The sequence below is a fragment of the Pseudomonas sp. HMSC067G02 genome, from assembly GCF_001813485.1.
Classification (GTDB): domain Bacteria; phylum Pseudomonadota; class Gammaproteobacteria; order Pseudomonadales; family Pseudomonadaceae; genus Pseudomonas; species Pseudomonas aeruginosa.
In genome coordinates, this window is the sequence record NZ_KV812623.1 from 65,047 (window position 1) to 81,077 (window position 16,031).

The following is a 16,031-nucleotide window of genomic DNA, read 5'->3' on the forward strand; positions in this document are numbered from 1 at the left end:
GTCTGCGTGCGTATTCCGCCTCGAACAGCGACAGGGCGTCGCTGAGCAACGACAGCAGGGAACCGGTGATGCGGCAGATGCTTTCGCCGGGCTCTTCGGTTTCGTCGAGCAGGTCGAGGACGCTCAGCGTTCCGATCGCCGACTCCAGACGGGTGCGGGCGGTGTCGAACAGATCTTCGCTGGCTGCGCTGCAGTCCAGGTAGAGGGTGGCGCAGCCGGGATGCTGGTTGCATTGCGAGGTGCGTCGCAGGGGGATGAAGGTGGAAGGGGACTGTGCGGTTATTGCGGGATTCGACGTATCATCGGCCTTAGCCATGGGTCAGCTCCTTGATTAGCTGGTCTCTGGTTAGCGGGTCGTAGGTGTTCCTGCACCTGCGGCCCGCGTCTTTTCTGCCCCCAAGAAAACAGATGGACTTGGCGACCCCTCCATCTTCCTCCTACTGGTTTTTTATCCAATTCCTGGGCGTCTGAGAGAGGCTGCGGAAAAGTCTGGGGGAGATGTCCGGCGTTTCCAGGGCATGTCATCCGCCGCTGTCACGGGTATCCGGCGGATAACCGCCAGGCGGTTATTCGCCCTACGGGGTCGGGCCTCAAGCGGGCAGCGCGGGGTCGTTTGTCTGCGCGTAGCGCGGTGGGGGGCTGGGCAACCGGCACGACCCTGCTGACCCTTCCTGACCACCCCGTCAACCCGTAAACTACGCGGTTCCCCTGCCCAGACAAGGACTGCCGTGAACAGCCCCGCCCTGCCCCTTTCCCGTGGCTTGCGCATCCGCGCCGAACTCAAGGAACTGCTGACCCTCGCCGCGCCGATCATGATCGCGCAACTGGCGACCACCGCCATGGGCTTCGTCGATGCGGTGATGGCCGGGCGCGCCAGTCCGCACGACCTGGCAGCGGTGGCGCTGGGCAACTCGATCTGGATCCCGATGTTCCTGCTGATGACCGGCACCCTGCTCGCCACCACGGCCAAGGTCGCCCAGCGCCATGGCGCCGGCGACCAGCCCGGCACCGGGCCGCTGGTGCGCCAGGCGCTGTGGCTGGCGCTGCTGATCGGACCGCTGTCGGGGGCGGTGCTGTGGTGGTTGTCGGAGCCGATCCTCGGCTTGATGAAAGTGCGCCCGGAACTGATCGGGCCGAGCCTGCTGTACCTCAAGGGCATCGCCCTGGGCTTCCCGGCGGCGGCGCTGTACCACGTACTGCGCTGCTACACCAACGGCCTGGGACGGACCCGGCCGAGCATGGTGCTGGGGATCGGCGGGCTGCTGCTGAACATCCCGATCAACTACGCGCTGATCTACGGCCACTTCGGCATGCCGAAGATGGGTGGCCCCGGCTGCGGCTGGGCCACCGGCTCGGTGATGTGGTTCATGTTCCTCGGCATGCTGTTCTGGGTGAACAAGGCCTCGATCTACCGCGCCAGCCAGTTGTTCTCGCGCTGGGAGTGGCCGGATCGCGCGACCATCGGCCCGCTGGTGGCGGTCGGCCTGCCGATCGGCATCGCGGTGTTCGCCGAGTCGAGCATCTTCTCGGTGATCGCCCTGCTGATCGGCGGGCTCGACGAGAACGTGGTGGCCGGCCACCAGATCGCCCTGAACTTCAGCGCGCTGGTGTTCATGATTCCCTATTCGCTGGGGATGGCGGTGACCGTGCGGGTCGGCCACAACCTCGGCGCCGGCCTGCCTCGCGACGCGCGCTTCGCCGCCGGCGTGGGGATGGCCGCGGCGCTGGGCTACGCCTGCGTCTCGGCGAGCCTGATGTTGTTGCTGCGCGAGCAGATCGCCGCGATGTATTCGCCGGACCCGGCGGTGATCGCCATCGCCGCCTCGCTGATCGTGTTCTCCGCGCTGTTCCAGTTCTCCGACGCCCTGCAGGTCACCGCCGCCGGGGCCCTGCGCGGCTACCAGGACACCCGGGTGACGATGATCATGACCCTGTTCGCCTACTGGGGCATCGGCCTGCCGGTGGGCTACAGCCTCGGCCTCACCGACTGGATCCAGGAACCCACCGGACCGCGCGGCCTGTGGCAGGGCCTGGTGGTGGGCCTGACCGGCGCGGCGATCATGCTCTGCATCCGCCTAGCGCGCAGCGCGCGGCGCTTCATCCGCCAGCACGAGCGCCTGCAGCGGGAGGACGCGGCGGCCGCCTCAGTCCTTGGCCGGTAGCGCCGGGGCGGCGCCACGCGACTTGACGCTGAGGGTAGTGCCGACCGAGGCGAGGATGATCGCGCCGATGGCCAGCCATTGGGTCGGGCTCAGCCGCTCGCCGAGGAACAGCAGCCCGGAGAGCGCGCCGAAGGCCGGCTCGATGCTCATCAGGGTGCCGAAGGTGCGCGCCGGCAGGCGGGTCAGCGCGACCATTTCCAGGGTGTAGGGCAAGGCCGTGGAGAGCACCGCGACGCCCAGCGCCAACGGGATCAGCGCCGGGTCGAGGAGGTCGGCGCCGGCGTGGGCGACGCCGATCGGCACAACCAGGATCGCCGCCACCAGCACCCCCAGCGCGGCGCCCTGGGCGCCATGGTCGGCGCCGGCGCGCTGGCCGAAGAGGATGTACAGCGCCCAGCACACGCCGGCACCGAGGGCATAGGCGGCGCCGACCAGGTCGAGCGGCTCGGCGCTGTTGCCCAGCGGCAGCAACAGCCAGATGCCGAACACCGCCAGGCCGATCCAGAGGAAGTCCAGCAGGCGCCGCGAGGAGAGGATCGCCACCAGCAGCGGCCCGGTGAACTCCAGAGCCACCGCGATGCCCAGCGGCACGGTGCGCACCGAGAGATAGAACAGCAGGTTCATGCCGCCCAGGGCGATGCCGTAGACCACCACCGAGCGCAGCGATTGCAGGCTCAGGCGCTTGCGCCAGGGACGCAGGAGCAGCAGCAGGATCAGCGCGGCGAAGAACAGCCGCAGGGCCGTGGTGCCCTGGGCGCCGACCAGGGGGAACATGCTTTTCGCCAGGGAAGCGCCGCTCTGGATCGAGGCCATGGCGATCAATAGCAGGCCGACCGGCAACAGCGTTCCGGCGAGGCCGCGGGAGGTGGAGGTCATGGAAGAGGTCCGGCAGTGGGAAGCAGCCCGATGGACTGCGGGAAACGGGATGTGCACTATAATGCGCAAAACCGCGACAGTGAGCAATATATTGCCCAACCCTACCGAACGCCCCAGCGTCCTCGAACATGTCTCCGGCAACGTCCGCCGCCTGCGCCTGCAAGCCGGCCTCAGCCAGGAAGCGCTGGCCCGCGCGGCCAGTGTCAGCCGGCGGATGCTGGTGGGCATCGAGAGCGGCGACGTCAATGTCAGCCTGTCGACCCTCGACCGTATCGCCGCCGCCCTCGGCGTGCTGTTCCCCGACCTGGTCCAGGCACCGGCCACCGACCGCTCGCGGATCAATGCGGTGGCCTGGGTCGGCCACCACCCCGAGAGCCGCGCCACCCTCCTCGCCAGCGCACCGGCGCGGCGCGAGGTGGAACTCTGGGCCTGGTCGCTGGGACCGGGCGAGCGCTACGTATCGGAACCCGACGCCGCCGGCTGGCGGGAGATGGTTCTGGTCATCGAAGGTCGCCTGCGCCTGGAACTGGCCGACGGCGAACGGCGCATCGAGGCCGGCGACTTCCATGCCTTCGCCAGCGACCAGCCGTACGCCTACGTCAACGATGGGGACGAGGTGGTGCGTTTCACCCGCAACGTGGTGAGCTAGGCTCTAGCCTCGAGCCAGCCTTCCAGAGGAGACCGCGATGAGCACACGCGTACGCCCCTTCCTGATGTTCCAGGGGGTCCAGGCCGAGGCGGCCATGAACTTCTACCTGTCGCTGTTCGACGACGCCGAGATCCTCCAGATCCAGCGCTACGGCGCCGAGGGGCCGGGCCCGGAAGGCTCGGTGCTGAAGGCGCTGTTCCGCCTCGGCGACCAGAGCGTGCATTGCATCGACAGCCATGTGCGGCACGCCTTCGATTTCACCCCGGCGTTCTCCTTCTTCGTCGACTGCGAGAGCAACGCGCAGATCGAGCGCCTGGCCGAGGCCCTGAGCGACGGCGGCAAGGCCCTGATGCCGCTCGGCGACTACGGCTTCAGCCAGCGTTTCGCCTGGCTGGCCGACCGCTTCGGGGTGTCCTGGCAGCTCAATCTGGCCTGAGCCCGGCAGTTGCCGTCAGGCTTCCTGGAGGACTTCCTGGCACACATCGACCCACTGCGCATCCACCAGCTCGGCCATCCGTTGCGGGGCGATGCGGACCGCGCTGTGCACCGCCCCGGCGGCCGGAAGCACTTCGTCGAAGGCTTGCAGCGAGACGTCGCAGTACACCGCCAGCGGCGTCGCCAGGCCGAACGGGCAGACTCCGCCGACCGGGTGCCCGGTCAGCTCGACCACGTCCTCGGCGCCGAGCATCTTCGCCTTGCCGCCGAAGGCGGCCTTGATCTTGCGGTTGTCCAGCCGCGCGTCGCCGCGCGCCACTACCAGTACGGTGCGCTCGCCGACCCGCAGCGACAGGGTCTTGGCGATGCGCCCCGGCTCCACGCCATGGGCCTCGGCGGCCAGGGCGACGGTGGCGGTGCTGGTTTCCAGCTCGATGATGCGCAGGTCCGGGGCTTTCTCGGCGAAGAACCGCCGGACGGATTCGAGGCTCATGGGGTGGGCTCCTTGGCGAAAACCCACGAACTTATGCAAGCGCGCCGAGGCTGTCCAGCACCGCGCGCTCAGGCGAAGCGCACGCAGTAGATCGGCGGCAGGTTGGCGGAGAGCTGCTGCCAGTCCTCCCCGCCGTTCTCGCTGAGCCACAGGCCGCCGGTGGTCGAGCCCATGGCCAGGCGCTCGCCGCTGGGGTCGATGTCCAGGCCGTGGCGGTAGACCAGGTCGTAGGCCGGGCCGTCGGGCAGGCCGCGCTCGAGGGTCTCGAAGCTGCGGCCGCCGTCGCGGGTGCGGGTGACCACGAAACGGGCGTCCCTGGGAATGCGGCATTCGTCCTTGGTCGCCGGGACGAACCAGGCCGTGTCCGGCTGCCGCGGATGCACGGCGACGGCGAAACCGAAGCTGGACGGCTCGGCGACCACGCCCTGCCAATGCAGGCCGCCGTCGCGGGAACGGAAGATGCCGTTGTGGTGCTGCACCCAGAGGAACTCCGGGCGCGCCTGGCACTGCACCAGGCGGTGCGGGTCCTGGATCGCCGCCTCCTCGCTCTGCTCCGGCGGCATGTAGTCGGCGCGCATGCCTTTGGTGGTGCAGGTCCAGCTGCGGCCGTCGTCGTGGCTCTGCCAGACGCCGCCGCAGGACACCGCGACGGTGAGGTGGCGACTGTCGCGTGGGTCGACGCAGATGGAATGGATGCCGGGATGGTCGTAGCCGCCGCCGAACCACTGGGCGCGCTCGGGTCGTTCCCAGAGTTCGCGGTTGAGGCGCCAGCTGGCGCCACGGTCGTCGGAGCGGAACAGGCCGCCGGGGATGGTCCCGGCCCACAGCGTGCCGGGCCGGTCGGCGCCGCCTGGCTCGAGGATCCACAACTGCTGTAGCGACCAGGGTGGCTCCGCCGCCTGGCCTTCCAGCGGTTCGGCCGCTGGCGGCTGCGGCGGATAGACCGGCACCGTGCATTCCATCCAGTCCGTCGCGCCGGCGTCGCGACGCCACAGCTTGACGCCGAAATGGCCGAGGTTCAGCGCCGCGTAGAGCGCGCCGTCGCGCGGGTCGGCGAGGAGCATGCTCAGCGGCTCGCCGAGGAAGTGGCTGGCCATCGGCAGCCACTGGCCCGCCGCGTTGCGCCGCAGCTCGAACAGGCCCTTGCGGGTGCCGACATAGAGTCGCTCGCTCACCGGATGTCCTCCTCTGTTGGTCAACCGCCGCTCAGCGCCTGCACCACGTAGATCTCGCTATCGTCTTGGAGCGGATCGCCCAATCCCCGGCGATCGCGGACCTGCACGCCATCGACGAACAGCGCCACATGCCGGCGCAGACTGCCCTGGTCGTCGAGCAGGTAGCCGCGCAAGCGCGGCTCGCGGGCGAAGGCCGCCTGCAAGGCGGCGGCGACGGTGGCGGCGCCGACGTCCAGCGCGGGCATGGCGACATGCCGCTGGATGGCCGGGGCGAAGACGATACGGGGCATGCCGAGGCTCGCGGAAATGGTTCTGCTGGAACAGTGTAGAAGCCCTGCAGGCCACGGCTGGCGCGGCCCGCCCAGCGGTCGGCACACTCCGCAGCGACGCTCGTCGGCCATCCCGGCCGCTCGGCGCGGGCCTCCTATACTGCCCCGGCCAGCGAAAAAACCGCCGTCGCCTGTCGATCCGCCGGCCCGCCGTTCGACCAGTTCGGGAGGCGGGCCAGAACGGGCCGTCATTGCGCAGAACAACAAGGAGAACGCAGATGAGATTCATGGTGATCGTCAAGGCCACCCAGGCTTCCGAAGCCGGCGAGATGCCCAGCGAGGAACTGCTCGCGGCGATGGGCCGCTACAACGAGGAACTGGTCAAGGCCGGGGTGATGCTCGCCGGCGAAGGGCTACAGCCCAGCGCCAAGGGCGCCCGGGTGCGTTTCTCCGGCAACGCGCGGACGGTGATCGACGGCCCCTTCGCCGAGACCCGCGAGCTGATCGCCGGTTTCTGGATGTTCCAGGTGGCCTCCCTGGAAGAGGCCATCGAGTGGGTCAAGCGATGCCCGAACCCATTCGACGGCGAATCCGAGATCGAGATCCGCCAGGTCTTCGAGGCCGAGGACTTCGGCGAGGAGTTCACCCCGGAACTGCGCGAGCGCGAGGAGCGCCTGCGCGCCGAGCTGGAAAAACGCAACTGAACCGCCCCGCACTCCGCCAAGAACGAGGAAAGCGCCATGCAAATCGTCCCCTACCTGATCTTCAACGGTAATTGCCGGGAGGCCTTCAGCTGCTACCACCAGCACCTGGGCGGCACCCTGGAGGCCATGCTGCCGTTCGGCGACAGCCCCGAGTGCGGCGACATCCCGGCCGACTGGAAAGACAAGATCATGCACGCACGGCTGGTGGTCGGCAGCTTCGCCCTGATGGCCTCGGACAATCACCCGGCCTATCCCTACGAAGGCATCAAGGGCTGTTCCATCAGCCTCAACGTCGACAGCAAGGCCGAGGCCGAGCGCCTGTTCAACGCCCTCGCCGAGGGCGGCTCGGTCCAGATGCCGCTGGGCCCGACCTTCTGGGCGGCGAGCTTCGGCATGTTCACCGACCGCTTCGGCGTGGCCTGGATGGTCAACTGCGAGCAGGACCGGTAGCGTCCGCTACGCGGGCCCGCCGCCAGGTGTGAATCGGCGGCGGGCCCGCGTTCCGCTGTGCGCGAGTCGCGATCGATAGACGCACTGCCGCGATAATTTAAGTTGCATTTTAAAACCAAAATTCCTAGCCTCCGCATAGTTTCATATTGAAACCTTACGGAGCGCTTCGCATGCCATCCTCGCCATCCTCCCTCCCCTCCGCGCTGGTGCTGCTGTTCGCCGTCGCCTGCGGTCTCAGCGTGGCCAACGTCTATTACGCCCAGCCGCTGCTGGACGTCCTCGGTGCCGAGTTCGCCATCGGCCAGGCCGGGGTCGGCCTGCTGTTCGGCGCGACCCAGGCCGGTTGCGCCCTGGCGCTGCTGCTGGTGGTGCCGCTGGGCGACCTGCTGGAGCGGCGCCGGCTGATGTTCGTCCAGCTCCTGCTGCTGGTGCTGTCGCTGCTGCTGGTGGGCTTCGCCGGCGATACCCTCGGCCTGGCGCTGGGGCTGCTCGGACTGGGCCTGCTCGGCACCGCCATGACCCAGGGACTGCTGGCCTACGCCGCGGCGCTGGCGGCGCCTGGCGAGCGCGGGCGGGTGGTCGGCGCGGCGCAGGGCGGCGTGGTGATCGGCCTGCTGCTGGCGCGCAGCCTGGCCGGGCTGCTCGCCGACCTCGGCGGCTGGCGCAGCGTCTACCTGGTCTCGGCAGCGAGCATGGGCGGGCTTGGCCTGCTGCTCTGGCGGGTACTGCCGGCGGCGCCGAGCAACGAACTGGGGCTGTCCTACCGGCAGCTGCTCGGCTCGATGTTCGGCCTGCTGGCGAGCCAGCGCGTGCTGCAGGTGCGCGGCCTGCTCGGGCTGTTGATGTTCGCCGCCTTCGGGGTGTTCTGGAGCAGCCTGGTATTGCTGCTCGGCGCGCCGCCGTATTCGCTGTCGCACAGCGCCATCGGCGCCTTCGGCCTGGTCGGCGCGCTCGGCGCGCTGGGCGCGGCGCGGGCCGGCAGCCTGGCCGATCGCGGCCACGCCCAGGCGCTCAGCGGCGGCGCCCTGCTGCTGTTGCTGCTGTCCTGGCTGCCGCTCGCCCTCGGCGCGCATTCGCTGGCGGCGCTGATTCTCGGCGTGCTGCTGCTCGATCTCGCCGGCCAGGCGATCCATGTGCTCAACCAGAGCCTGGTCTTCGCCATCGACCCGCGCGCCCACAGCCGCCTGGTGGGTTGCTACATGCTGTTCTACGCCGCCGGCAGCGGCCTCGGCGCCAGCGCCGGCACCGCCATGTACGCCTGGGCCGGCTGGGACGCGGTGAGCCTGCTCGGCGCGGCGATCAGCCTGGCGGCCCTGGCGTTCTGGTGGTTCACCCGTGGCGTTGGCGGCGAAGCGCGTACGGCCTGCGCCAACGGCGCCTGAGCCGGCTTCAATCGAGTTCGCGCAGGCGCTGCTCGATGAAGCGCCGCTCCGGCTCCTGGCGCGCCAGGGCCAGCGCCGCGCGGTAGGCCTCGCGGGCCTCGCGGCGGCGACCGAGACGGCGGCAGAAGTCGGCACGCGCCGAGTGCGCCAGGTGGTAATCGGCCAGTTCACCTCGCGCCAGCAACGCATCGACCACGGCCAGCCCGACCTCGACGCCATCGCGCATGGCCAAGGCCACGGCGCGGTTGAGTTCGATCACCGGCGATGGCGCCAGGTACAGCAGCGCGTCGTAGAGGGCGACGATCCGTGCCCAGTCGGTGTCCTCGGCGCGCGGGGCCTGGGCGTGCACCGCGACGATGGCCGCTTGTAGGGTGTAGGCCCCGAAACGGCGGCTGGCCAGGGCCCGCTCGACCAGGCCGAGCCCCTCGACGATCAGTCCGCGATCCCATAGCGTGCGGTCCTGCTCGTCGAGCCGCACCAGTTCGCCGCTGGCCGAGGTCCGCGCCTGGCGCCGCGAGTCGTGCAGCAACATCAGGGCGAGCAGGCCGAGGGCCTCGGGGTCGGGCAGCAGTTCGACCAGCAGGCGGCCGACGCGGATCGCCTCGCCGCTGAGATCGGCGCGGGTCAGGCTGGTGCCGGTGGAGGCCGAGTAGCCCTCGTTGAACACCAGGTAGATCACTTGCAGGACGTTGCCCAGCCGCTCGGGGAGTTCCTCCACGGTCGGTACCTGGTAGGGAATCCGGGCCTCGCGGATCTTGTTCTTGGCCCGCACGATGCGTTGGGCGATGGCGCTGGGCGCGGCGAGGAAGGCGCGGGCGATCTCCTCGGTGCGCAGGTCGCAGACCTCGCGCAGGGTCAGCGCCACCTGTGCCTCGGGGGTCAGCGCCGGGTGGCAGCAGGTGAAGATCAGGCGTAGCCGGTCGTCTTCCACCGCATCGCCCTCCTCCGCCGGCGCCTCGGCCTGCTCTTCCAGTTGCTCGGCGAGCAGCCGCTGCGAGGCGTCGAAGCGCGCTCGCCGGCGCAGGTTGTCGATGGCCTTGAAGCGCCCAGCAGAAACCAGCCAGGCGCGCGGGTTGCGCGGGATACCGTCGCGCGGCCACTGCTCGACGGCGGCGATGAAGGCGTCGTGCAAGGCTTCCTCGGCCAGCTCGAAATCGCCGAGCAGGCGGATCAGGGTCGCCAGCACGCGCCGCGACTCCTCGCGGTACAGCGCCTCGATGCGGCTGCGCAACGGCTCGCCGTGCTCCCTCAATGGCTGGCCTGCGCGTGGCAGCAGGCGCTTTTCGGCGCCTCGTCGTAGCGGTCGTGGTGACGCAGCCAGTCCATGATCGCGTCCTCGTTGCGCCCCTTGGGCGTCAGGTCGAGGAAGGTGTAGGTGGTGAGCAGGATGTCGAGGCCGCGCGCATAGGCCGAATAGGTGTGGAACACCTCGCCCGCCGGATTGCGCAGGAACACACTGGCACCCGGCATTTCCTCGCCGGCGTCGGGGGTCGGCTGGTAGTTGTAGTCGACGCTGCCGGCGGCCAGTTGCGCCTTGTCGAAGGACACCCCGAAGTCACGGTTGAAATCGCTGCCGTACGAGGAGTACCAGTCGAAACGCCAGCCCATGCGCCGGCGGAACGCCTGGAACTCCTCCAGGGGCGCGCGCGATACCGCCACCAGGCTGACGTCGTGGTGCGCCAGGTGCCGGTTGGCGCCGTCGATGTGGTCGGCGAGGAACGAACAGCCGACGCAGCCTTCGCTCCAGCCCGGCGCGAACATGAAGTGGTAGACGATTAGCTGGCTATTGCCGCCGAACAACTCGGCCAGCGAACGCTCACCCCGCTCGCCCTGGAAGCGGTAGTCCTTGTCCACCCTGACCCAGGGCAGTTCGCGTCGTTCGGCGGCGACCTGGTCGCGCAGGCGGGTGAGTTGCTTTTCCCGCGCCAGCAGACGGCGACGGGCGTCCAGCCATTGTTCCCGGTTGCTCACCGGGTGGTCCTGCAAAGAAGGATTCATTGCCGATTCTCCACGGAAATTCTCGGTTTTCCAGCCTGCCCGGGGTCGTTCCGCCAGCGGCGCCGGCGCCCGGTCGCCAGGGCGAAGCCGGCCAGCGAAGCGCCGCCGGCGCACAGCAGGGACAGGGATGCGATGCAAAGGGGGCACATGCTTCACCTCCGGCGCCGGGCGCCCTCACTCCCATTCCTTGACCGGTCGCACTTCGACACAGCCGAGCCGTCCCGGCGGAATCTTCGCGGCGATCTGCAGGGCCTGGTTGAGGTCGCGCGCCTCGATCAGGTAGAAACCGCCGAGTTGCTCCTTGGTCTCGGCGAACGGCCCGTCGGTCATCGCCAGCCGCCCGCCCTGGTGGCGCAGGGTGGTGGCGGTCTGCACCGACTGCAGGGCGTGCGAGGCGATGTAGTGGCCGGCCTTGCCCAACTGGTCGGAGTAGGTCATGCACTCGTCGACGATGGCGGCAAGCTCCTCGGCCGGCACGGCGGCCAGCTTCGCTTCGTCGAAATAGATCAGGCAGAGGTATTTCATGGCGGTGGGCTCCTGGTGCGGATCGACGATCCGTTCGTTCGGTAGTCGCCCGGCGAGGGCGCCTTTCGACAGCGGCGGGGAAAAAAGCCCGCGGCGCGGACGAACGGTCGGCGCTCGCCGTGGAACGCCGCCGACCGCAGCACAAGCCTAGACCCGCCCGGCCACCGGGCGCGGGCCGTCGGTCAGGGCTGACGCGGTGCGTAGGGATTCAGGCGGGGATCGCGCAGCGGGCTTTCCCGGGTCGGCCCGGGATCGTCCTGGCGCAGGCGGAGACTGCCGTTGCCGATCTTCAAGCCGTCCTTGGTCGTCGCCTCCCCGTCGGCGCTGGCCGCGTCGCTGCCCGGCAGGTCCGGCTCGGCGGCCTCCGGTTGCGGCTGTGGCGCGCTGCCCATGGGCAACGGCGCGACCGGCGGCGCGGCGGGCAACGCTGCCGGCAGCTCGTCCGGCAGGGGCGCGGCGAGGGTCGGTTGGCCCAGGCCGGCGAGCACCATGGCCAGGAGCAGGAAAAGCACACGCGACATGACAAAGCCTCGATAGGCCTCGGGACTTCCACCATAGCCGCGCAACGGCCCCGGCGAGCGAAGTACGGACCGGTGGCATCGCGCATTGGAAAAAGGGAACTCCTGGAATTGTTCGATAGGACCCTGGCCACCTCCGTCAGCTGTCAATCGACTTTTCGAACAACGCGCCCGCCCCCTATTAGAACAGCGCAAAAAAACTCGATCAAAAGTACAGCCTGGGCATGAGGTCGCGGATATAACCTGAAATCGAATTGCGCCCCGGCGTAGTTGCTCCGGTAACACTTCGCAGACGCAGGAGTCGAACGCCACCGAAAAGAAGATAGCACTTGCCAGAGAAACTTCCGCAGGACCCAACGAACATCCCGGCACGCACTCGCCTCGCCATCTTTCTTCCATTCAAAGACCCGCCCACATGTAAATGAGTGGAGTAGCCAATGACGCTATTGGATATCGAAAAGCTGCTGGACATGACTCACCACATGTCGGTGCACATTCCCATCGAACTGATCATTTCCTGGGAGCAGAGCGAAGAGGCCTGGAGTGTGAAAGACAACTGTCTCAACTTCGTCTATGTCAATCGTCGCTATACCGAACTGATCACCCCGCGGTTCGGCCAGAAGAACTCCCTGCTGTCCCCCTTCAGTGCCAGCATCGAAGAGCACGACAAGCTGGTCATCCAGACCGGCAAGCGCATCGAGGCCCTGGCGCTGCTCAGGCCGGACGACCATCCGGCGCCCTGCTGCCTGTACTTCGAGCGCATGCCGCTGTATGACCGGCGCGGCAACCGCACCGGGGTGATCGCCCATGCCAAGACCCTGACCTCGGTCGCCCCGCGCGGCTTCATCGCCACCGACGGCATCGGTACCTTCACCTTCACGCCACCCTCGGAGTTGTTCACCTCGCGCGAATGGGACGTGATCTACCTGCTGCTTTCCGGTCTCTCGGAAAAAGAAATAGCCGAACAGATCAGCCGCTCCCTGAGTACCGTCAAGTTCCACAAGAGCAACATCTTCCAGAAGGTCGGTTGCAGTTGCATCGGCGCCTTCAAGGCACTCGCCCGGCAAAAGAAGTGGAACTTCTATATCCCGCCGACCTTCGCCAGCGCCAAGTACATCATCAATCACTAGTCGCGCCTCGCGAGAGCCTTCGGCGTGCCGGGCGACGCTTTTGCCGGCGAAACCGAGCGGTTCGAATGGACAAGGACAACAGCATGTCTCGAAACAATCCTTCGCGTCATTCAATACTCGTCACTTCCAACATAAACGCGGCCAATGATGCGAATCGTCTTTCCGAGCTTTGTCGACAACTGGAAATACGCGGCTATCGACTCTTCCAGGCGCCAAGCCGCAAGGTCGCCCTGGATTTTCTCGGCAACGCCGCGCACCCCGCCGGCATCCTCCTGCTCGTCGCGGAGCCGACAGGCGAGAACGAAGCCGCACAATTAGCGGCGCTCGATGAACTCCGCCAGGTCGCGCCGTCCATCCCGCTGTTCCTGTTGTTTCGTCAACTGCGCATCGAGCAGTTGTCCAGCCAGCTACTGGACGAGGTCCAGGGATGCTTCAACCTGGCCGCCGGCCCCGCACGCTTCATCGCCGAGCGCATCGACAGCGACCTGCGTGAATGGCGCGCCCCGGCGGGCCCCAGGCGGCTGCGCGACTATGCCCCGCCGGTCCCGCGCACGCCGGTGAGCGCCCGCTACAACGGCCGCGCACGCCTCGATCTGGCGCCGGCCAAGCAGTGGCGGATCGGCTCGGAGAGCACCGCGGAGCACCTGGCGACGCCGCTGAACGACCTCTCCACGGCCTACCGCGAGAGGTCCGCAGGAGCCCCGGCGGCGCACGCCGGCGACATCGCCGAAGCCTTTCGCCGGGCGCTCTGGGAAGCCGCCGCGCGGCTCGCCAGGGAGGATGGCGATACGTGGTTCTTCGAGATACTGCGGGGCAACCCGGGGCCTGGCATCGAGGCCGGCCGGGAGACGCCGGCGAAGCGCTGGCACGGGCTCGCCGAGACACTCGACAGCAGTCCTCGGCTGGACCCGCTGCGCGTCGCCCTGAGCGCCCCCGGCCTCGATTCGCGCGGTTGCCCGGCCAGCTTCGGAGTACCCGCCGCGGTGGTCTGCCGCTACCTGCGCCGGCACGGCATCGCCCCGTTGCGCACCGGCGACTATCGCTTCCTGCTGCTGTTTCCCCAGGGCGCCAGGGCGGAACACGCGCAGCCGCTGGTGGACAGGCTGTGCGAATTCAAACGCCGGCACGACGACGATGCGCCGCTGAAGCAGGTGTTGCCGGAGTTGCTCGACAGCTCGCCGCTGTACCGCTACATCGGCCTGCGCGAACTCTGCGCGATGATCCACGAAGCCAGCCTGCGGCTGCACCTGACCGCCCTCGCCGACGCCGCCGCCAGGGCTGCCGGCCACGCCGCGCTGGCGCCGGCCACGGTCTATGGGCACCTGGTCAGGGACGAAACCGAAGCGGTGGCGATCGACAGGCTCGGCGGCCGTGTGGTCGCCAGCCTGGTCGGCGTCCATCCGGCGGCCACGCCGCTGCTGTTGCCCGGCGAACGGGTGGCCGAGGAATCGCCGGCGCTGATCGACTACCTGCTGGCCTTGCAGGCCTTCGGCGAGCACTTTCCCGGTTTCGCTCCCGAGTTGCAGGGCATCGAGATCGATGAGCGCGGCCGCTACCGGGTCCGTTGCGTCAGGCCGGCCGCCCTCGCCCGCGGCTCCGGCCTGCGCCTGGCCACGCGCCGGCCGGACTGAGGCGCGCCGCTCAGCGCAGCGCCTTGCTCAACTGGCCACGGTGCTTGAGTTCCAGGCGCTGGACGAAGGCCTGGAGGATGCGCCTGTAGAGTTCGTCGCCGAGCTGGCCGTCCTCGATGCCGGCATCGATATTCGGGTTGTCGTTGACCTCGATGACCAGCACCTTGTCGCCGGCCTGCTTCAGGTCCACCCCGTAGAGGCCGTCGCCGATCCGCCCGGCGGCCTCCAGGGCCAGCTCCAGCACCGCCGGCGGCACCTGCTCCAGCGGCACGGCGCGGCACTCGCCGTTGACGTCCTGGCCGTCGGCCTTGTGGTTGTAGATCTGCCAGTGGCCGCGCGACATGAAGTACTGGCAGGCGTACAGCGGTTGGCGGTCGAGCACGCCGATGCGCCAGTCGTACTCGGTGTAGAAGAACTCCTGGGCCAGCAACAGGACCGAGCGCTCGAACAGCTCGCTCGCCGCCGCCAGCAGTTCGCTGTCGTCGTTGACCTTGACCACGCCACGGGAGAAGCAGCCATCGGGAATCTTCAGCACCAGCGGGAAACCCAGGCGCCGGGCCACCCGCTGCCAGTCCTGCGGGCGTTCCTTGTAGAGGATCTCGGTGAGCGGCATGCCCAGTTGCCGGCAACCAAGCAGGTCGGCCAGGTAGACCTTGTTGGTGCAGCGCAGGATCGATGCCGGGTCGTCCATCACCACCAGGCCTTCACGCTCGGCCTTCTCGGCGAAGCGATAGGTATGGTGGTCGACCCGGGTGGTCTCGCGGATCAGCAGGGCGTCGAACTCGGCCAGGCGCGCGTAGTCCTTGCGTCCGATCAGTTCGACGTCGATGCCGAGGCTGGCGCCGACCCGTACGAAGTTGGCCAGCGCCTGCGGGTTGGACGGCGGCAGCGCTTCGTCGGGATCGTGCAGGATCGCCATGTCGTAGCGTGCCACCCGCCGCGAACGCGGCATGCGCCAGGCGCGCCGGCTGAAACCGTCGAGGGCATCGGCGAAGACATCCTCCTGGTCGCTGCGCAAGCGGTTCAGCACGCCAGGGCGCACGCCCTCGATATGCCAGCCCTGCTGGCGACGGAACTCCACCAGCAGGATCGGACAGGGAAAGGCTTCGAACAACTGGCGCGCGAGGTCGGCCAGCGGCTCGAACTCGGTATGGCCGAAATACAGGGTCAGGGTGAAGCCGTCGGTGGCGCCATAGGGCGTACGGCACAGCGCCTTGTCCAGGGCCTTGTCGAGGCCACCCAGGGCCAGCCCGTAGACCGACTTGCGAGCCAGTTCGCTGATGCAGCGCAGCGACGGGATCACCCGGTGGCCACGGGCCTCGGCCAGCAGCGAACAGTAGTAGCCGAGGCCGAGGTACTTGTAGCCGCGGCACAGGTTGATCACCTGCACGCGGCGGCCGCCGTGGTCGCGCGCCGATTGCTCGAGGTATTCCTGGGCGGTGAGTACTTCCTCGCTGGGCAGGTAGGAGGCCCAGTCCTCGCGTCGCTCGACGACGATCATCAGGCGGCTGCCGAGGTCGGCGAGAGCCGGCGGTCGGGGTTGCTCGACGGGGGTCATGCGGAGCGACCCGTCGAGGGTGGCTAACGAGGCTGCTGACATGAGTGGCGGTATCCTCTGAATGACGGTACCTGCC

The 16,031-nt window shown here is 68.5% G+C and carries 18 protein-coding genes; 8 read left to right on the forward strand and 10 right to left on the reverse strand.

The window, feature by feature from the left end; genetic code table 11:
- Positions 1-316 (reverse strand): hypothetical protein (locus HMPREF2914_RS02075; RefSeq protein WP_070702796.1); only part of this gene is annotated, 316 nt, incomplete at its 3' end.
- 412 nt (positions 317-728) lie between these two features.
- Between HMPREF2914_RS02075 and pmpM the strand changes: the two genes are divergently transcribed.
- Positions 729-2,162, forward strand: a complete 1,434-nt coding sequence (gene pmpM, locus HMPREF2914_RS02080; RefSeq protein WP_003086920.1) for a proton-coupled multidrug efflux MATE transporter PmpM — start codon at positions 729-731, stop codon at positions 2,160-2,162.
- Here pmpM and rhtA read toward each other — a convergent pair.
- Positions 2,145-3,038, reverse strand: a complete 894-nt coding sequence (gene rhtA, locus HMPREF2914_RS02085) for a threonine/homoserine exporter RhtA (protein WP_003086919.1) — start codon at positions 3,036-3,038, stop codon at positions 2,145-2,147. The genes pmpM and rhtA overlap by 18 nt on opposite strands.
- On the opposite strand from rhtA, the gene HMPREF2914_RS02090 reads away from it, so the two are divergent.
- Together HMPREF2914_RS02090 and HMPREF2914_RS02095 are read left to right on the forward strand one after the other, a co-directional pair.
- Positions 3,037-3,687 carry a helix-turn-helix domain-containing protein gene (locus HMPREF2914_RS02090; RefSeq protein WP_003082844.1) on the forward strand — a complete coding sequence of 217 codons (651 nt, stop codon included), beginning with the start codon at positions 3,037-3,039 and terminating at the stop codon, positions 3,685-3,687. The genes rhtA and HMPREF2914_RS02090 overlap by 2 nt on opposite strands.
- A 37-nt stretch (positions 3,688-3,724) precedes the next feature.
- A complete protein-coding gene (locus HMPREF2914_RS02095; protein ID WP_003086915.1) occupies positions 3,725-4,123 on the forward strand; it encodes a VOC family protein in 399 nt (132 codons plus the stop codon).
- A 15-nt stretch (positions 4,124-4,138) separates the two neighbouring features.
- On the opposite strand, the gene HMPREF2914_RS02100 is transcribed toward HMPREF2914_RS02095, so the two are convergent.
- The 3 genes from HMPREF2914_RS02100 to HMPREF2914_RS02110 all read right to left on the reverse strand — a co-directional run bounded on the left by HMPREF2914_RS02100 (position 4,139) and on the right by HMPREF2914_RS02110 (position 6,080).
- Positions 4,139-4,615, reverse strand: a complete 477-nt coding sequence (locus tag HMPREF2914_RS02100) for a YbaK/EbsC family protein (protein WP_003086914.1) — start codon at positions 4,613-4,615, stop codon at positions 4,139-4,141.
- A 68-nt stretch (positions 4,616-4,683) separates the two neighbouring features.
- A complete protein-coding gene (locus HMPREF2914_RS02105; protein WP_003086913.1) occupies positions 4,684-5,790 on the reverse strand; it encodes a WD40/YVTN/BNR-like repeat-containing protein in 1,107 nt (368 codons plus the stop codon).
- Between the two features lie 20 nt (positions 5,791-5,810).
- Complete coding sequence (locus HMPREF2914_RS02110; protein WP_003086912.1) at positions 5,811-6,080, reverse strand: MoaD/ThiS family protein; 270 nt, start codon at positions 6,078-6,080, stop codon at positions 5,811-5,813.
- Positions 6,081-6,337: 257 nt separating this feature from the next.
- Between HMPREF2914_RS02110 and HMPREF2914_RS02115 the strand changes: the two genes are divergently transcribed.
- The 3 genes from HMPREF2914_RS02115 (at position 6,338) to HMPREF2914_RS02125 (ending at position 8,595) form a co-directional block, all read left to right on the forward strand.
- On the forward strand, positions 6,338-6,763 hold the full coding sequence (locus tag HMPREF2914_RS02115; RefSeq protein WP_003086910.1) for a YciI family protein: 426 nt from the start codon (positions 6,338-6,340) through the stop codon (positions 6,761-6,763).
- Positions 6,764-6,799: 36 nt separating this feature from the next.
- Positions 6,800-7,213, forward strand: coding sequence for a VOC family protein (locus HMPREF2914_RS02120; RefSeq protein WP_003082839.1), 414 nt, complete (start codon positions 6,800-6,802; stop codon positions 7,211-7,213).
- A 170-nt stretch (positions 7,214-7,383) separates the two neighbouring features.
- Positions 7,384-8,595, forward strand: a complete 1,212-nt coding sequence (locus HMPREF2914_RS02125) for an MFS transporter (protein WP_003145238.1) — start codon at positions 7,384-7,386, stop codon at positions 8,593-8,595.
- Between the two features lie 7 nt (positions 8,596-8,602).
- Here HMPREF2914_RS02125 and HMPREF2914_RS02130 read toward each other — a convergent pair whose 3' ends face one another.
- The 4 genes from HMPREF2914_RS02130 to HMPREF2914_RS32715 all read right to left on the reverse strand — a co-directional run bounded on the left by HMPREF2914_RS02130 (position 8,603) and on the right by HMPREF2914_RS32715 (position 11,639).
- Positions 8,603-9,826: an RNA polymerase sigma factor gene (locus tag HMPREF2914_RS02130; protein ID WP_023980816.1), complete on the reverse strand. Its 1,224-nt coding sequence runs from the start codon at positions 9,824-9,826 to the stop codon at positions 8,603-8,605.
- A gap of 17 nt (positions 9,827-9,843) precedes the next feature.
- A complete protein-coding gene (locus tag HMPREF2914_RS02135) occupies positions 9,844-10,593 on the reverse strand; it encodes a DUF899 domain-containing protein (RefSeq protein ID WP_003086907.1) in 750 nt (249 codons plus the stop codon).
- A gap of 174 nt (positions 10,594-10,767) precedes the next feature.
- Positions 10,768-11,118 carry a YciI family protein gene (locus tag HMPREF2914_RS02140; protein ID WP_003082795.1) on the reverse strand — a complete coding sequence of 117 codons (351 nt, stop codon included), beginning with the start codon at positions 11,116-11,118 and terminating at the stop codon, positions 10,768-10,770.
- A gap of 182 nt (positions 11,119-11,300) precedes the next feature.
- Complete coding sequence (locus HMPREF2914_RS32715; protein ID WP_003112384.1) at positions 11,301-11,639, reverse strand: hypothetical protein; 339 nt, start codon at positions 11,637-11,639, stop codon at positions 11,301-11,303.
- Between the two features lie 434 nt (positions 11,640-12,073).
- Between HMPREF2914_RS32715 and HMPREF2914_RS02150 the strand changes: the two genes are divergently transcribed.
- Together HMPREF2914_RS02150 and HMPREF2914_RS02155 are read left to right on the forward strand one after the other, a co-directional pair.
- The gene (locus HMPREF2914_RS02150) at positions 12,074-12,766 is read left to right on the forward strand and encodes a helix-turn-helix transcriptional regulator (RefSeq protein WP_003082787.1); all 693 of its coding nucleotides are present in this window, start codon (positions 12,074-12,076) and stop codon (positions 12,764-12,766) included.
- A 65-nt stretch (positions 12,767-12,831) separates the two neighbouring features.
- Positions 12,832-14,397 (forward strand): Orn/Lys/Arg family decarboxylase, encoded by a 1,566-nt coding sequence (locus HMPREF2914_RS02155; protein ID WP_014603687.1) that lies wholly within the window; start codon positions 12,832-12,834, stop codon positions 14,395-14,397.
- Between the two features lie 10 nt (positions 14,398-14,407).
- Here HMPREF2914_RS02155 and HMPREF2914_RS02160 read toward each other — a convergent pair whose 3' ends face one another.
- On the reverse strand, positions 14,408-15,997 hold the full coding sequence (locus HMPREF2914_RS02160; RefSeq protein WP_003133393.1) for a RimK family alpha-L-glutamate ligase: 1,590 nt from the start codon (positions 15,995-15,997) through the stop codon (positions 14,408-14,410).
- Between the last annotated feature and the right edge of the window lie 34 nt (positions 15,998-16,031).

What these genes read in the sequence shown, in the direction of transcription:
- HMPREF2914_RS02090 (WP_003082844.1), top strand. Translation starts at nt 3,037, where the DNA reads ATGGAAGAGGTCCGGCAGTGGGAAGCAGCCCGATGGACTGCGGGAAAC.
- rhtA (WP_003086919.1), bottom strand. Translation starts at nt 3,038, where the DNA reads ATGACCTCCACCTCCCGCGGCCTCGCCGGAACGCTGTTGCCGGTCGGC.
- HMPREF2914_RS02095 (WP_003086915.1), top strand. Translation starts at nt 3,725, where the DNA reads ATGAGCACACGCGTACGCCCCTTCCTGATGTTCCAGGGGGTCCAGGCC.
- HMPREF2914_RS02100 (WP_003086914.1), bottom strand. Translation starts at nt 4,615, where the DNA reads ATGAGCCTCGAATCCGTCCGGCGGTTCTTCGCCGAGAAAGCCCCGGAC.
- HMPREF2914_RS02110 (WP_003086912.1), bottom strand. Translation starts at nt 6,080, where the DNA reads ATGCCCCGTATCGTCTTCGCCCCGGCCATCCAGCGGCATGTCGCCATG.
- HMPREF2914_RS02115 (WP_003086910.1), top strand. Translation starts at nt 6,338, where the DNA reads ATGAGATTCATGGTGATCGTCAAGGCCACCCAGGCTTCCGAAGCCGGC.
- HMPREF2914_RS02120 (WP_003082839.1), top strand. Translation starts at nt 6,800, where the DNA reads ATGCAAATCGTCCCCTACCTGATCTTCAACGGTAATTGCCGGGAGGCC.
- HMPREF2914_RS02125 (WP_003145238.1), top strand. Translation starts at nt 7,384, where the DNA reads ATGCCATCCTCGCCATCCTCCCTCCCCTCCGCGCTGGTGCTGCTGTTC.
- HMPREF2914_RS02135 (WP_003086907.1), bottom strand. Translation starts at nt 10,593, where the DNA reads ATGAATCCTTCTTTGCAGGACCACCCGGTGAGCAACCGGGAACAATGG.
- HMPREF2914_RS02140 (WP_003082795.1), bottom strand. Translation starts at nt 11,118, where the DNA reads ATGAAATACCTCTGCCTGATCTATTTCGACGAAGCGAAGCTGGCCGCC.
- HMPREF2914_RS32715 (WP_003112384.1), bottom strand. Translation starts at nt 11,639, where the DNA reads ATGTCGCGTGTGCTTTTCCTGCTCCTGGCCATGGTGCTCGCCGGCCTG.
- HMPREF2914_RS02150 (WP_003082787.1), top strand. Translation starts at nt 12,074, where the DNA reads ATGACGCTATTGGATATCGAAAAGCTGCTGGACATGACTCACCACATG.
- HMPREF2914_RS02155 (WP_014603687.1), top strand. Translation starts at nt 12,832, where the DNA reads ATGGACAAGGACAACAGCATGTCTCGAAACAATCCTTCGCGTCATTCA.
- HMPREF2914_RS02160 (WP_003133393.1), bottom strand. Translation starts at nt 15,997, where the DNA reads ATGTCAGCAGCCTCGTTAGCCACCCTCGACGGGTCGCTCCGCATGACC.